Source organism: Vibrio sp. TRT 17S01, assembly GCF_050113695.1.
Taxonomy (GTDB): Bacteria; Pseudomonadota; Gammaproteobacteria; order Enterobacterales; family Vibrionaceae; genus Vibrio.
The window spans coordinates 99,520-114,607 of the sequence record NZ_JBNJOG010000008.1 but is presented as its reverse complement, the minus strand read 5'-3'; the positions used below and the strand labels follow the sequence as shown (position 1 = coordinate 114,607).

11 protein-coding genes and 1 pseudogene are annotated in these 15,088 nt (G+C 45.6%); 3 read left to right on the top strand and 9 right to left on the bottom strand.

Annotation, left to right across the window (positions count from 1 at the left end; translation table 11 throughout):
* Positions 1–26: 26 nt before the first annotated feature.
* The 5 genes from ACQEXS_RS13995 to pdhA form a co-directional block, all read right to left on the bottom strand.
* The gene (locus ACQEXS_RS13995; protein WP_427014234.1) at positions 27–1,856 is read right to left on the bottom strand and encodes a M4 family metallopeptidase; all 1,830 of its coding nucleotides are present in this window, start codon (positions 1,854–1,856) and stop codon (positions 27–29) included.
* A gap of 400 nt (positions 1,857–2,256) precedes the next feature.
* A complete protein-coding gene (locus ACQEXS_RS13990; RefSeq protein ID WP_427014233.1) occupies positions 2,257–4,350 on the bottom strand; it encodes a methyl-accepting chemotaxis protein in 2,094 nt (697 codons plus the stop codon).
* Between the two features lie 456 nt (positions 4,351–4,806).
* Positions 4,807–5,949: a dihydrolipoamide acetyltransferase family protein gene (locus ACQEXS_RS13985; RefSeq protein WP_427014232.1), complete on the bottom strand. Its 1,143-nt coding sequence runs from the start codon at positions 5,947–5,949 to the stop codon at positions 4,807–4,809.
* On the bottom strand, positions 5,946–6,932 hold the full coding sequence (locus tag ACQEXS_RS13980; RefSeq protein ID WP_367990048.1) for an alpha-ketoacid dehydrogenase subunit beta: 987 nt from the start codon (positions 6,930–6,932) through the stop codon (positions 5,946–5,948). Before ACQEXS_RS13980 ends, ACQEXS_RS13985 begins: the two co-directional genes overlap by 4 nt.
* Positions 6,922–8,019 carry a pyruvate dehydrogenase (acetyl-transferring) E1 component subunit alpha gene (gene pdhA, locus ACQEXS_RS13975; protein WP_367990047.1) on the bottom strand — a complete coding sequence of 366 codons (1,098 nt, stop codon included), beginning with the start codon at positions 8,017–8,019 and terminating at the stop codon, positions 6,922–6,924. Before pdhA ends, ACQEXS_RS13980 begins: the two co-directional genes overlap by 11 nt.
* 528 nt (positions 8,020–8,547) lie before the next feature.
* On the opposite strand from pdhA, the gene ACQEXS_RS13970 reads away from it, so the two are divergent.
* A complete protein-coding gene (locus tag ACQEXS_RS13970) occupies positions 8,548–8,862 on the top strand; it encodes a DOPA 4,5-dioxygenase family protein (RefSeq protein ID WP_427014231.1) in 315 nt (104 codons plus the stop codon).
* Positions 8,863–8,895: 33 nt separating this feature from the next.
* On the opposite strand, the gene manA is transcribed toward ACQEXS_RS13970, so the two are convergent.
* Positions 8,896–10,098, bottom strand: a complete 1,203-nt coding sequence (manA, locus tag ACQEXS_RS13965) for a mannose-6-phosphate isomerase, class I (protein WP_427014230.1) — start codon at positions 10,096–10,098, stop codon at positions 8,896–8,898.
* A 69-nt stretch (positions 10,099–10,167) separates the two neighbouring features.
* Complete coding sequence (locus ACQEXS_RS13960) at positions 10,168–12,072, bottom strand: PTS fructose transporter subunit IIABC (RefSeq protein ID WP_427014229.1); 1,905 nt, start codon at positions 12,070–12,072, stop codon at positions 10,168–10,170.
* Positions 12,073–12,471: 399 nt separating this feature from the next.
* Between ACQEXS_RS13960 and ACQEXS_RS13955 the strand changes: the two genes are divergently transcribed.
* The gene (locus ACQEXS_RS13955; RefSeq protein WP_367990043.1) at positions 12,472–13,314 is read left to right on the top strand and encodes a helix-turn-helix domain-containing protein; all 843 of its coding nucleotides are present in this window, start codon (positions 12,472–12,474) and stop codon (positions 13,312–13,314) included.
* Here the strand turns inward: ACQEXS_RS13955 and ACQEXS_RS13950 are convergent.
* Positions 13,311–14,072, bottom strand: a complete 762-nt coding sequence (locus ACQEXS_RS13950) for a PTS sugar transporter subunit IIA (RefSeq protein WP_427014228.1) — start codon at positions 14,070–14,072, stop codon at positions 13,311–13,313. The two genes, ACQEXS_RS13955 and ACQEXS_RS13950, sit on opposite strands and share 4 nt — an antisense overlap.
* 10 nt (positions 14,073–14,082) lie before the next feature.
* Positions 14,083–14,385 (bottom strand): PTS fructose transporter subunit IIB, encoded by a 303-nt coding sequence (locus ACQEXS_RS13945; RefSeq protein ID WP_367990041.1) that lies wholly within the window; start codon positions 14,383–14,385, stop codon positions 14,083–14,085.
* A 201-nt stretch (positions 14,386–14,586) separates the two neighbouring features.
* On the opposite strand from ACQEXS_RS13945, the pseudogene ACQEXS_RS13940 reads away from it, so the two are divergent.
* Positions 14,587–15,028, top strand: a pseudogene (locus ACQEXS_RS13940) (PTS sugar transporter subunit IIA); the annotation flags it as partial.
* Between the last annotated feature and the right edge of the window lie 60 nt (positions 15,029–15,088).

Sequence of the window (15,088 nt, the reverse complement as noted above, 5' to 3'; positions counted from 1 at the left end):
GAGTGCCAAAGAAGGGGAAGGGAAGCTTAATATTGGAGTTTCAGTGTTACGTCCGAAAAGTTGGTATAACCTTTCAGCATGACATGATATGTCGTGCCCGTGGTTGCACTCACTGAGCAGCTCTCGTTGTTACCATAACGGTATGGGCGACAATCCCATGAGCTGGTAGTAGGCTTCGCACCTGCTTTCACGTATAAATCGGCGTCACCTGAGCCGCCAGAGATAGACACAGTAGCGGCGACATTGCGATCAACCGTGAAGGTATAGAACAGTTCATCTCCTTTGCTTCCTGAAAGAGCACTCACAGGGACATTGTTCTGCAATTCATTTCCAGTCGATGGTGGTGTACCACAACTGGCGTTTACGCCAACTTGGTTGAATGCATCTGCCACATCAGTTGCGTTGTAGCCCATATCTGTTGCCGCTTTCACTACGCCACATGCACCCGCATCGAATGTGCTATTTGCTGTCCAGTAAAGTTGGTTCGCGAGCGTGAAGATCTCAAACCCTTTACGCACATCCCAGCCCGCTTTATTAGCCAGTAGATAAAACGCGCGGTTATACACACCACTAGAGTAGTGAACGTTCAAACCATCATAATATTGCGAGGCATGATCGATGGACTTACCATCCAGCGATGGTTGTTCAAAATAACGTAACCCACCGCTCGATTTGAAAATATCAGCGCCCACAATCCAGTCGACACTGCCTTTCATATAGTACTCAGCCGCTTCACCTGCGATGTCAGAAAAGGCTTCGTTCATACCGCCAGACATATTGCTGTAAACAAGTCCTGAGTTTTGCTCAGTAAAGCCGTGGCTGACTTCGTGAGCACTCACGTTGATATCGACTAATGGATAGAAGGTGTTAGCCCCGTCACCAAACGTCATGGCAGAGCCATCCCAAAAGGCATTCTCATAGCTGTTGCCGTAGTGAACTCGCATTGTCAGTTTAAAGGTGAGTGGGGCCGTGTTCATCCAGTCCTTGTACATGTCATACACGACTTTTCCAAAGAAATGTGCATCGTTTAGGGGAGAATAAGCACCATTGATCGTTTTGTGGTCGTTGTAGTTGCTAGCGCCACTACAGGTATAGCTAAAGGCTTTGGAACCGGAAGTACGGTGGTTTAAGTCCACGGTTTTAACAACGCTGTTCTCCATCGTACATGTGGTGCCCACTTTATCAATGACCAAACCAGCGTAGTCAGTGCCAAACTCGTATCGACCTGTTTTGTCGTTACCGCCAGGTCCTGTCCCTGTGTCTTGCGCGTGGTTTAAGCCATCCCACGTTTGCAGAACTTTGCCTGTGTTTGCGTCAATAAACATAAAGGGGCGGGAAGGTTCATCTTCGGCAACAAAAAAGCTGACAAGATACACCACTTGCGCCTTGTTGTTTTCATCGAGGCGAACCATCAGTTTGGTGGTCTCGTTTTCTGAGTTAAAAGCTTTGTCTTTAAAGTGTTTCTTTTGATGTTTCTGCTTGGCTATCTCAAGCGCTTGCTTGGCATCGATTTGGGGCACAATGGAAGCAACATCGGCTGCGATTCCTTGTGCCATTGCGCCGTAGACGTGACTGAGTCCTGTTCGGCTTTCTGTTGCGACAACGGCAGTGTTAAAGACAGGGAGTCCAAGGTAGGTTTGTTGATAACGAACTTTGGTTTTTCCGTTTGGCAGCGTTACGGTTTTTACGGCTTGAAAACCATTCTCCGTAGGAACCAGACTGCGAGCCTGAGTTGAGAGTGCTTGTTCTAATACGGCGCTGTCATTGACAGGAACCATTTCTGCAGCGGTGACTGAAAGTGAACTTATCGCTCCAATGGTAGCGAATAAGAGGGTTTGACGTTGGTTGCGTTTCATTTTTATCTATCCTGTTTATATTTTTCCTTCTCTGATCTGATGTTTTGACCAGAGGCCAAGCAACTTGTGGCTGGCAAGAAAAAAATGGAAGACAATTTACGCTCTCGCCAATTCTTATCCAAATTCGCTTGTTTGCACTGTATACAAATAGTTACATCATGTGGGATGAGTTCATTCATTAGTTTGAAAATGAGGTTGATTCGTACTAATAAAATCAAACAGATAATGATTAATAATATTTTTATGCTTGTAAAAATGTACGCAAAAATATCAATAATTTCATTGAGATTTTAGTCGCATTTATTTTATAACGGTTTGATTTATATGCGATATGTGCTTGTTGTGTTCCTTAAATAAAAACAGCGCCAATGGGCGCTGTTTTTGTTAGAAAGCTCATCCATTAAATCTTAAATTTATTCAGCTCAGTATGCAGATCGGATGCTTGGTCAGAGAGCTGATGGCTGATGCTCACTGAAGTGCTCATGGTATCCATCACATCTACCGCTGTGTCATTGATGATCACCACATTACGATTAATTTCTTCTGCTACAAGGCTTTGTTCTTCTGCGGCGGCGGCGATTTGGTTGTTCATGTCGTTGATCACTTCAATTGCTTGGTTTATTTCAACCAATGCACTTTGAGCAGCTTGCGCTTCACCACGAGTGTCTGTCGCCTGTTGCTGGCTCTGTTCCATCAGTTCGACGATGTTTTGTGTGTCTTGCTCAAGTCGCGCCAACATCGAGCGAATTTCTTCTGTCGAGCTCTGTGTGCGATTGGCCAGATTACGGACTTCATCGGCGACGACGGCAAACCCGCGACCTGCCTCTCCGGCGCGTGCAGCTTCAATTGCGGCGTTCAATGCCAGCAAGTTAGTTTGTTCTGCAATACCACCAATTTCGGACAAAATACCCTGAATACTGGTGCTAGACTCAGCAAGGCTAAGGGTTTGGGTCTGGGCATTAGAAACCTGGGCTGCGAGGGTATCAACGGCTTTTGCTGCATTATCCATGCGATCCATACCGTTTACGCTATTGCTTTGCACTTGGCTTGCAGCGGTTGCGGCTTGAACGGCGGAATTTGCTACTTCTTGTGCGGCTGCCGTCATTTCATTGATGGCCGTTGCCAGTGAATTGACCTCATTTAACTGATCATTCAGTTTGTCTTTAGACACACTCGCACTGGCTTGGCCTTCTTTTGCACTGCCATCGACTTGAACTGCGGTTTCTTTTGCGGTTTTCAGCATTTCTTGCATGCGAGCAAGGAAGGAGTTGAACCAGTGAGAAAGCTGCGCCGTTTCGTCCTTGCCTTTCACTTCAAGACGGTAGGTGAGGTCTCCGTCACCTTGTGCAACATCTTTAAATCGTTCCACTAAGTTGATCAGTACCTTACCTAGTGACGTTGCGATGATGGCCATGACCGCAACACCGAGAACCATGGCAATTATCCCACCGATAACACCTTGTTTTAGCGCTTGTGCGTTGATTTCACTATTCCAGTCATTAAATTCAGAGATGCTTTTTTGCAGCACATGAGTGGGTACCGAAACAATGACGATCCATGGCGCACCAGAGGTATCAACCGAGGTAACTGCGTATTCGCGACCATTTTGAGTCATCATGCCAATGTCAGATTGCGTCGCCAAACCTTGAATTTTTTTCCATTGTTGAAACAGAACATCTGGTACTTTTTTACCTACCGTTGCGCCTTTTTTAGCATTGGCTAAGGTCGCGCCTTTCCAAGATGCAATGATCACATTACCTTCACCTTCAAAGAGGTCTTTGGCAATGTTTTCACTTTGACCTTGCAGTTCAGTTAGCGCCAAATCAAACCCCAATGAACCGATGATTTGGTTGTTCACCTTGATGGGCTGACTGATGGTGGTGATGAGCTCCTGTTTCCCTCTGACAGGGTACATGTAAGGTTCCATCACAAAGGTTTGTCCGGTTTCAAACGGCATTAAGTGCCAATCGTCTTTGCGCTCACCATTGGCATTTAGCTCAGTGTTTGAAAAGCTGTCCATGGCGACTGCATCAAAACCACCATTGCTATTTGGTGAAAAGAAGGGAGCAAGATAGCCAAGCATATTAAATGCATCAGAAGCTAGGGGCTCACTCTCAGCAGGCCACGTCTTTTGTTCAAAGACCATATACCCCGCAAAAACTGCTTCATCTTGGGATTTAAGAGCGGCAACGAATTGATTCACCAGCTCGTGAGCACCGGCTTGATCGATGGCACTCTGTTCAATGATCGAGCGTAATTGCGATAAGCTACCGGTAACTGGGAAAAGGCCGTTGGCGATGGTTTTACCTTGTTCTGAAGCAGTAGAGCGTAGTTGAGAAGTGGTGGCTTCAGTCAGTTGTTCCGAAACTCTTTGTGAGATCTGTTGGTTAACGTTAGTAAAGGCGTTGGTGGTCATTCCCATAGCGATAAGCAAGGTAAAAGACATAGCGACTCCGGCGCTCACCGCTATTCTTGTGCGAATACTATTAAACATTTGCTTTTCGAACCTCATATAGGTGTTAGCGTGAATAGGTTTTGGCTTTATTGTGGTTATTCTTTCTCAAGCCAATCTTCATTCTACAGGTGAGATTTGAATGCACTGTTTAAATAAAACAAGCAATATTAATAACTTAAGTTAGATTGTTAATGGCCGAGGTGGGGTGTTTGTTTTTTGGCGCTATGAGATTGGCTTAATATAAAAGTTTGGTGTTTATAACGCGCTGCTTTACAACGAAAGATTGGGTGTTATGAGCTTGCAGGCTACAGATTTGTGGTGACCGGAGAGCCAAAAAATTGGCAAATAAAATATGTTAATTTAATGAGTTGGATCAAATAATTAACGCACTATATTGCGCTCAAACCGGACTTATTTCCCGATTTCCGCTCAATTTGAGTTATTTGAACCCCCAAAATGAGCGGATGTAAAGTAAGCGTCGGTTGTTCTTGTTTGTTAAAGTGTTGGCATTTGTAAATGTTCAACCAGCACTTTGGTGAACCGTGCTGCCTCACCACCAGTACATGCTCGATGATCAAAGGTGATCGAAAGTGGCATCGCTTTAATCGCAATCGGTTGACCCTGTTCAAGAATGACTTTTTCGATGATTCGACCCGCGCCGACAATGGCAACTTGTGGTGGTGAAACGACGGGTGTTGCATAAATTCCGGCGATGGCACCAAAGTTCGATAGGGTAATGGTGGCATGTTGTAACTGCTCCCGCCCGATCTTGCGGTTACGTATTCCCTTCACTGTATCATCCAGCCATTGGCGAATTCCGTTTTGGTCAAACTCATCAGCATGGCGCAGCACGGGTACATACAATCCATGAGCACTGTCTACGGCAATGCCAATGTTCACTGTGCTGTGGACGCAGCGGGTCATGGTTTCGGCATCAAACCAGGCATTCAGAGCGGGTTCTTGTTGGCAAGCATGAACGACAGCGCGAATGAGCCGACCAGAGATATCCTCGTCCTCAGCCCATTTGTGAAGCAACGCTTCTTCGGTGATGGTGACTGCCGCAACATTGTGGTGGGACTCTGCCATGGTACCTGCCATGGTGCGTCTTGCGCCTTTAAGGACTTCGGTTCCCGGAATTTGTTTGCCTGCTTCACTGTAAATATCAGCATCTAAAATCAGTCCGTCGGGGCCACTGCCGACCACTTTTAGCAAATCAACACCAAGCTTTTTAGCCAACATTCGTGCGGAAGGCATAGCAACCAGCGGTCCTTCACTGGATGGGTTATGCACACTGCCAACCCAGTAATCGTCAACCTGAACTTGATGGGTTTGCTGAGATACATTACCTACGACAGTTGCCGCATCTTCAGTTTGCTTTTCTGCGTGTTGAACGACGGTTTCACCCAGTTCTTCGATTTCAAGCAGTAGGCTACCAATGTTGATGACATCTCCCTGTTCACCGTGACGACTGACAATTTTGCCACTGTACGGGGCGGGGACTTCCACCACCGCTTTGGCGGTTTCAACCGTGAGTACAATCTGGTCAACTTCAACCTGATCACCAATGTTGACGTGCCATTCGACGATCTCAGATTCGGCAAGTCCTTCGCCTAAATCGGGTAAAATAAATGACTTCATTTCCAGCCCTCCACCAGCTCTCTGGCCGCGAGTACGATATCTTCTTCCTGAATCATGAAATAATCTTCATTGCGATAATAAGGCATGATGGTGTCCATTCCGGTAACACGTTTTGGCGGCGCTTTGAGCATGCACATGGCGTGTTCAACGGTACGGGTAATGATTTCTGCACCGACACCGCAGGTTTTACTTGCTTCATGAACCACCAATAACCGACCCGTTTTTTCAAGTGAGCGGAAAATTGTGTCCATATCAATCGGTTTGATGCTGGCAAGATCAATCACTTCCGCTTCTATGCCTTGAGAAGACAAGGTTTGAGCGGCTTGTAATGATTCGACGATGCATGCCCCCCAGCTAACTAACGTTAAATCGCGCCCTTTACGTAGCGTAAAGCAGGTATCTAATGGCAGGGCTTCTCCGTTGTCGAAGACGGTGGATTTTACTGTGCGGTAGATACGTTTGGGTTCGAAGAACATCACCGGATCATTGCTACGAATTGCGGCCAATAGCAAGCCATAAGCGCGTTGTGGCGAGGAGGGCACAACGACTTTAAAACCCGGAACATGAGCAAATAGTGCCTCGACACTTTCAGAGTGATGCTCCGGTGCATGAATACCGCCGCCAAATGGGGCACGGAACACCGCGGGGCAGGTTAGGCGCCCCCTAGTACGGTTGCGAATCCTCGCTGCGTGGCACATTAAGTGCTCAAGTGCTGGGAAAACAAAACCTTGAAATTGAAACTCTGCAACAGGGCGTAACCCTTGGCTTGCCATGCCGACCGCAACACCGCCGATTAACGCTTCTGCAAGTGGGGTATCCATAACTCTTCGTAGGCCAAATTTCTCTTTTAATCCCACCGTTGCGCGGAAGACGCCACCGTTATCGCCAACATCTTCCCCCAGAACTAGCACATTATCGTCATGGCTCATTTCATAATGCAGCGCGAGATTAACGGCTTCGACTAATGTGATTTCATTGGTCATGTTTGCCTCCCTGCATTCGCATAGCTTTGTTGATCAAAAGATCCCTCTGAGCATTTAATTCCACCGGTGGGGTTTCATAGAGAAAGTCAAAAGCGCTCTCAGGCGCTTGTGGGGGCAAATTGAGATAGTGCTCTACGGCTTGTTCAACCAAGCTTTTAGCATGGTGTAACCATTTTTCATCTTGCTGTTCCGACCAAGCATGGTTTGCGATTAAATAATGTTTGAGTCGTGAGACGGGTTCGAACTGCCAAGCTTGTTTCAATTCATCATCACTGCGATAACGGCTGGCGTCATCTGCGGTGGTATGGTCACTCAGGCGATAACTGATGGCTTCGATCAAGGTTGGCCCTTTGCCTTTTCTCGCATTATCTAATGCTTGCGAAACGGCATCATACATGGCGACAACATCATTTCCATCAACGGTGATGCCGGGAATTCCAGCTCCTTTGGCTTTCTCTGAGAGTAAATCTGCAGCGCATTGCAACCGACGCGGGACTGAAATGGCCCATTGGTTATTGTTGACGACGAATACCAAAGGAATGTTCCAAGCTCCTGCACAGTTCAGTGATTCGAGAAAATCACCTTTTGAGGTTGCTCCATCGCCACAAGTGACTAATGCTGCATTGTGGTTTCCTTCAATTTTTAGTGCTGCTGCAACGCCAACGGCATGAGTGCACTGAGTTGCAATGGGTACGCAGAAGGGCAAATCTCGTGCTGCGTTATGACTTTTTTCAGTACAAAAGTCACTACCGCGTTCATCTCCGCCCCAATATTGAAGGTTTTTCTCCATGCCAATACCGCGTACCCACATAGCTGGCATATCTCGGTAATAGGGCACAAAAACATCTTCTGGATTGAGCGCGTGTCCGATCGCGATTCCAAAAGCTTCAGCGCCTAAGTGAGAGGGGTAAGTCCCAAGCTTTCCAGTACGTTGAAGGGCTACAGCCTTGTTGTCATAAGTGCGGGCAACCAACATGTCACAGTAAAACTGCTTTAATGTTTCTAGGTCGGCCCATGATGGAAGAGAACCGGTGACATGACCTTGGTGATCGATAAACCGGTGCATAGGTAATGCCTGAACACTCATTTCAAGCTCCTTTCACTTCGCCTTTAGCTACCAAAGGCGACTGCTGTTGATCGTCGTGATAAAAAGGCTCATCAAACTAAAGAATGAAGCGTGCTGGTTGAAATACTATTCTGAAAAACTCCATTATGGCGCGCTTTATTGCTAGTTACATTTAGTAATGTAGTGATGAATCTTGATATATCCCAATATAATAATTGTAATCAAAATGTTAAAAGGTGCCTGTTTTGTGCTTTAGTATCGAGTAAAATAATTCTTACAGTTGACGAAAAGCAGTCAAAAGTATGGCTTTGCTCCATTTGAGTTGTTAAAAATCAAAAAGAATCGCTAAGAAAATGGAAGAATCCATAAGATTATGAGGGCAAAAAAATATGTTCCGAATATGGAAAATTGTCCCGCTTGATAGGTTTTATATATTGAAATGACGTTATCATTAGACAAACTTGAACAACTTGATCGACGTTATTTGATTATGTTCGAGATGAAAAACGTTACACTGTTTCGCATATCACAATGAATGAAGGAGAGTTTATGTTCCATGCCCATGTTTATTTCGCTTTAAAAGATATGGATCAAGCGCAGGCGTTGCACGATAAAATCAAAGCGGAACGAAAAGATGTGCTGGCGCAGTTTCCTTTAGTTCCGCGTCTAGTTGGCCCCCACAAAATGCCGATGTTTGAACTGCATTTTTCGAACAATCAGCACCAACTGATCGAATGGTTGGATGCGCAGCGGGGGACAATGAGTGTGTTGATCCATCCGGTCAGTGAAGAGCACTTATTAGATCATACTGAGCGAGCGGTATGGCTAGGTCGAGAGCTTGGCGTACTGGAAGAGACGTTATAAAAAAATGGGCACCTTAAGTGCCCATTTTTTATGTTAGCAGTAAGCTCGTGCTACTCGTCCTGAACATGTCAGCTGGTAGTGCTCAGTACAAGCAGGGATGAATACTGACTGCCCTTTAGCGACGGTACATCGCTCACCATTGGCATGATTTAATACCATCGGGGCGTCAATCGGGAGCAATATTTCCGCGCTATTTAGGTGGAGCGTCCGTTGTATCGAATCACGGATGATGGCGAATCGAAAGTCATCCACTGGGATAGGGTATTCTTCAATGCCATGCTCTGAGGTTGGTTGAAGGCGTAATTGCTCGAACGGCTTTTCTTCAAAGCGAGTACATGCAACCAATTCATCCACATCCATGTATTTAGGTGTTAAACCCGCACGCAGGACGTTGTCTGAATTTGCCATGATTTCTAGTCCCGTGCCTTTGATGTAGGCATGCGGTGTTTCAGCATCAAGAAACATAGCTTCGCCGGGCTCTAATGTGATGACATTGAGTAGTAAAGGCGCAAATAGGCCGATGTCACCGGGGTATTGTTTTTCTAACGCTAGAATCAGTGGGAAAGGTGCTTCTTCATGTTGTGCTGCATATTGCATGAGAGCTGTCGCTGCGCTCTGTTTTTGCTCTTGTGGCAGTGAAAGTAAACCGTTAAAAAAATGCTTTAACCCTTGTTCATCTGGGCTTTGTTGGAGTGCATTGACTAAAGGTGTGAGTACGGTGATATCAAGTGCTGTAAAGTGTTTAACGATTTCTTTGATGGTTCTGAAACCATTCATTGCTTGATATGGTGTTAGTGCATAAACCAGCTCAGGTTTGTGGTTTGGATCTTTATAGTTTCGATTGCTGGCGTTAAGCGCGACTCCTAACCGTTCTTCTAATTGAAAGCCATGTTCTGCTTGCTGCTTGTTTGGATGGACTTGGATCGACAATGCTTTATCAGCCGCAAGCACTTTAAACAAGTAGGGCAGCTCACCAAATTTTTCTGTGATTTCTGGATTTAAAAAACACGCCTTATCGCTGGCGATCAAGCTTGAAAGTAGTGTTAATTCTCCATCGCTCTCGATGGTCGAGCAGCCGTTTGGATGTGCGCCCATCCAGATCTCAGCTTGGGGTTGGTTATCGCTATTTGGTACATCAAATAACTGTGTAAGGGAAGACGTGCTGCCCCAAGCGTAGTTTTGAATAACATTGGTCATCGGATAGAACACCGGATGCGTGGTTCGTGTGCAAGTCATGGGATTCTCTGAGTTTGTGATGCGAAAGCAGGCTTAAGCCCTACGACTCAAGCCTGTCAGCCAATAAAATTAAGCGCTTGCTGCAACCAGCTTGGCTTTGCGAACTTTCTTCAGTGCGACACAAGTGACAGCTGTGGTTACTGCACCTGCCGCCATACAGATAAGCGCAAGCAGCGGGTAGTTCATGGCGCCAAGTAAGGCCACAACAGGGCCACCGTGTGCCACGCTATTTGTAATGCCGAAGGAGAACGCCATGACGGCAGCGACCATGGAACCAAGTACGTTTGCAGGGATAACAGACATTGGATCTTGAGCGGCAAATGGGATCGCCCCTTCTGAAATGCCCACTAGCCCCATTGCGCCGGCGGCTTTGCCTGCTTCGGTTTCAGATTGTTCGAATAGGTCGAGTTTTCTACCAAGGAATGTAGCGAGTGCCATACCAAGCGGTGCCACAGGGATTGCGCAAGCCATTGCTCCCATGAATTGAGTTTGGCCACTGGCAATCATGCCGACAGAAAACAGGAATGCCACTTTGTTGAATGGACCACCCATATCAAAGCCAGCCATGCCCCCTAAAACGATCCCCAGTAGAATGACGTTTCCGGTGCTCATGCTGGTAAGAAGAGCTGTTAAACCATCCATGAGGTTGGCGATAGGAGCACCGATGACGAAAATGAATAAGCCAGCGATAAAGAGCGAACCTGTAATAGGTGCGATCATGATTGGCACAAGAGGTTGTACGAATTTATGGTAATTAATCGAGGTCAGCCATTTAACAAAGTAGCCAACAAGCAAACCGGCGATGATAGCGCCGATGAAACCAGTGCCAGCTTCCGCACCATAAAATGAGCCATTATTCGCAATCCAGCCGCCAATAAGACCAGGGGCTAGAGCAGGGCGGTCGGCAATCGCATAAGCAATGTAGCCAGCCAAAATAGGGATCATCAGAGTAAAGGCAACAACCCCGACGTTGAGGATTTGGTTCCACATGCTTTCAGGAGGAATTGCCATTCCTGCTTCTGTTGGTTCTCCACCAATTGCCAGTGCCAGCGCAATTAACAAACCACCTGTGACAACAAACGGGATCATGTGTGACACACCGTTCATTAAGAAGCGATAAAGATCTGAGCGTGCTTGTGCAATATTACTTGTGCTAGACGAGTCAGCACTTGGTGCATCCGTCTGATAAATGGGCGAACTTAACGCTTGCTTAATCAGCCCTTCCGCATCTTTGATAGGGGCTTTTACATTGGTTTTTATCACACGCTTCCCAGCGAATCGTGCCATATCAACTTGTTTGTCACAGGCAACGATGATGGCATCTGCTCGGGCTATCTCTTCCTCAGTTGGGCTGTTTTTCACCCCAATTGAACCATTGGTTTCTACTTTGATCTGGTATCCACTGTTTGCTGCCCCTTTTTCCAGCGCTTCTGCGGCAAGGTAAGTATGGGCGACACCAGCAGGACAACCAGTGACTCCAATAAGGAAACCTTTTGTTTCACTGTCTGAAGGTTGCTGCGCCGATTCGGATTTTTCCAGTAGCAGCGCTAACGCTTCTTGATTGCTCTCTGCATTGATAAACTGTTCAATGAAACCTTGTTCAATCAACTTAGAAGAGAGCTCTGCAAGGACTTCAATGTGATGGTTATCGCCACCATCAGGTGATGCGATCATAAAAAATAATTTTGAGGGCTGGCCGTCTTCTGCGCCGTAATCGATCCCTTTTTTGCTCACACCAATCACAACGGCAGGCTCGATAACCGCAGCACTTTTAGCGTGTGGAAGTGCAACACCGTCTTCAAATCCAGTATTGCTTTGTTCTTCGCGTGCTTTGATATCGGCAAGAAACTGCGCTTTATCGTTAATCCGACCTTGCTGGAACAAAATTTCAATCAGCTCATGAAACACGTCATCTTTTGTTTCAGCACCAAGCGAGAGTTGAATTAAGTTCTCGTTGATTAATTGGTTAATCATGTTTGACCCCTAACTGTTTTTCTTATGTCGGGGTTATTGTGAAATTTGAGCCTACGAGACTGTAGTGAAGAAAAAATGCATTAGCTGGATGATTGTAACCTAATGTCTTGGATGTGATTTGGATCTATGAACACAGTGTCATGGTTAATGTTTAATCAAAATAGAGTTTGATATTCGATAAATTGCAGAATCCAGTAAATACAACTGCTTCTATTGGATGCAAAGGTTTACATTTGGTCAGTATTGTTTGCGAAGGAGGGAGGATAATTAAGGCTTTTGCTGGATTTTTGTAACATTCATTTGTAATTGTGAACTCCCCCAATAGTACTTATTTCAATAACGCGTTATACCTTGCCGTATGAAATAGCCAGCTGGATTTATGTGGCTAAGCGAGTAGGTATGACAGTATTTCAGGATTTAATTTCATCGGTATTAAGTGAAAGAGAACCGTTCCATAACATTTGGTTTGCGGGAGACTTTCATACGCCTCCAGCATTCAGTTATCAGGTGAACTTCCCTCGTTTGGAGCTGATTTTAGACGGTGAATACATTAATGAAATGGAAAATCACGAACGCCAGATCTCGCATATTATAGCTAAGCCGGGTGATGCGATTTTTATCCCTCCCAACTGTTGGAATAAGCCGGACTGGGATACCGATTGCTCAGTGCTTAGTATGTTGTTTGGCCGTCGTCAGCTTGGGTTGAGTTTTGTCAGTAAGCGGAAAAATGAAGTGGGCTTTTTTGATGTTCAAAAACACAGCATTCAGACCCGCTCAGGTTTTGCCATTGATAACATTCTTGAGGCCCTTAGCTCATTGGCGAAAGAGTCTCACAAAAAGCCAATGGATGAACTGCTACTTCAGGCGTTGTTGCAGTACAGCAAATCGATGCTGGATGAACCTGTGACCCAGTCACACAATCGAGTAACAGATCTGTATCAGGGGATTTGTATCTATATTCAAGAGAACTTTCATCGCCAGATCACCCGTGACAGCATTGCTGAGCGTTTTAGTATCTCGTCGAACCATCTGTCGAGAATGTTCCGTCAGCAAGGGCATATGACGTTGGCTGATTACATTACGTGGGTGCGGATCGACCGCGCTAAATTTATGTTGAAGAAGTACAATTTCAAATTGAACGAAGTGTCGGTTCGGTGTGGTTTTAAAGATGTGAATTATTTTTGCCGTGTGTTTAAAAACCGGACAGGAAGAACGCCAACCGAATATCGTGGTGCAGCTTAAATTAACCGTGATGTGGCGTACATGATGATGGATTGCAACTCACTGCTATTTCGTGTGAGCAGCAGTCTTTCACACAAGGTGTGGTTGAGTAGGTTGCGAGTCAAATTGGTTACCGCGATGATTTGCGCTTTTGTTGGTTTATCAGGCATGACCAAGCCAATCGCTAAGTGGGCTTTGCCGATGGGTGATTGCCAATCAATGGCATCTTCAGTAGAAATCGCTGCAATGGAGAGCTGATGGCTCTCTTTAAACATGACGTGAGGTAGCGCAATTCCTGGAGTGACGCAGGTTGATGAGGTCTCTTCGCGTTTAATGAAAGCTAATAATAACTCATCAGGGTTCTTAGGATAGATAAGTTGCGCTATGCCTTTTAAGCACTCAAATTTAGTCAGTATCGTTTGGGCTTTGGCGTAATCAAAATGTATATCTTTAAATGGAAGAGGTGTTTTCACGTGTTGAGATAGCACGGAGTAGATATCCGTCCCTATAACGGTATATAAATCGGCAACCAGATCTTTGATGACAAAGCACGCCAGCTCTGCATCGACACCGATAGCGGTAATTTGGCACAAGTCACCTTCGACCATGCCGGCTTTAAATACCCCGAGGGCTTTGGATAAATTGCCACTGCGATCTTGGGTGATGTTGATGAGATGAATGGTGCTTTTGAATTTTTTAACAATGGGTGGCAACGCCGATGCCAGTTGAACACTGCGATCGGCGTTGTTAACGAGAAAGGTGATCTGATATTCGTACATACAGCAGTAATTAACTACGACAGTACTGCTGGAATACTTTGTCGACGTTGAGTAAAACGTCTTCAATGGAAAGTCGAATTTTATTCATGCCTTCGAAACGTGCGGCTTGTTCAATGTCAATATCGGAAACAATGAGCACTTGGTCGGCATGAGCTATGTCATAAGGAGTGAGCGGGTTCTCAATCCCCATTGCTCCTTGGGTTTCAACTTTTATTTGTACGTTATATTTTGGCGCAGTTTTAATCAGAGCATCTGCGGCCATGTAGGTATGTGCAATACCCGTTGGGCAGGCGGTCACGGCTACAATTTTCATCGGTGTTCTCAATAACAATTTTGTCGAATATTAGCATAGCCTGACGGAAAAAAAGTGACTTAAAACCAGCAAATTAACGACGGTCATCACACTTTGTTTGGTGTGTTACGTTTATCCAGTGAATGCTTTTTTCGTCCTATTTCTACAAAAGGCTTGGCTCACTAATCTATATCCGAGCGTGAATATAAAGGTAATGACAAGATGGATATTACAAACCTCATTGAGCCTGAGATCATCAAATTAGATCTGCAATCTCGAACCAAAGATAACGTATTGCAAGAGTTGGCTGAGTTGCTAGACAAAGCTGGTAAGTTAAATGATAAATCGCAATTTCTTGCAGACGTATGGCGACGTGAAGAGATTGGTAATACGGGCTTTGAAGATGGTATTGCTATTCCACACGCTAAAAGTAATGCGGTAAAAACACCGGCAGTAGCGGTAGGCATCAGCCGCAAAGGCATTGACTACGGTGCTGAGGATGGTGAATTGTCGGATGTTTTCTTTATGCTGGCATCACCAGATGGTGCAGACAATCATCATATTGAAGTGTTAGCACAAATTTCAGGTAAGTTAGTCGAAGACGGTTTTGTTGAGCGCCTAAAAGCCGCTAAGTCGGTGGAAGAGGCGAGAGCGTTATTGATTGATGTACCTCAGGATATAATCAAACCAAGCCCAGTAGAAATGCCATCAACGGCCAACAATA

What these genes read in the sequence shown, in the direction of transcription:
- ACQEXS_RS13995 (WP_427014234.1), bottom strand. Translation starts at nt 1,856, where the DNA reads ATGAAACGCAACCAACGTCAAACCCTCTTATTCGCTACCATTGGAGCG.
- ACQEXS_RS13990 (WP_427014233.1), bottom strand. Translation starts at nt 4,350, where the DNA reads ATGTTTAATAGTATTCGCACAAGAATAGCGGTGAGCGCCGGAGTCGCT.
- ACQEXS_RS13985 (WP_427014232.1), bottom strand. Translation starts at nt 5,949, where the DNA reads ATGAAGTCATTTATTTTACCCGATTTAGGCGAAGGACTTGCCGAATCT.
- ACQEXS_RS13980 (WP_367990048.1), bottom strand. Translation starts at nt 6,932, where the DNA reads ATGACCAATGAAATCACATTAGTCGAAGCCGTTAATCTCGCGCTGCAT.
- pdhA (WP_367990047.1), bottom strand. Translation starts at nt 8,019, where the DNA reads ATGAGTGTTCAGGCATTACCTATGCACCGGTTTATCGATCACCAAGGT.
- ACQEXS_RS13970 (WP_427014231.1), top strand. Translation starts at nt 8,548, where the DNA reads ATGTTCCATGCCCATGTTTATTTCGCTTTAAAAGATATGGATCAAGCG.
- manA (WP_427014230.1), bottom strand. Translation starts at nt 10,098, where the DNA reads ATGACTTGCACACGAACCACGCATCCGGTGTTCTATCCGATGACCAAT.
- ACQEXS_RS13960 (WP_427014229.1), bottom strand. Translation starts at nt 12,072, where the DNA reads ATGATTAACCAATTAATCAACGAGAACTTAATTCAACTCTCGCTTGGT.
- ACQEXS_RS13955 (WP_367990043.1), top strand. Translation starts at nt 12,472, where the DNA reads ATGACAGTATTTCAGGATTTAATTTCATCGGTATTAAGTGAAAGAGAA.
- ACQEXS_RS13950 (WP_427014228.1), bottom strand. Translation starts at nt 14,072, where the DNA reads ATGTACGAATATCAGATCACCTTTCTCGTTAACAACGCCGATCGCAGT.
- ACQEXS_RS13945 (WP_367990041.1), bottom strand. Translation starts at nt 14,385, where the DNA reads ATGAAAATTGTAGCCGTGACCGCCTGCCCAACGGGTATTGCACATACC.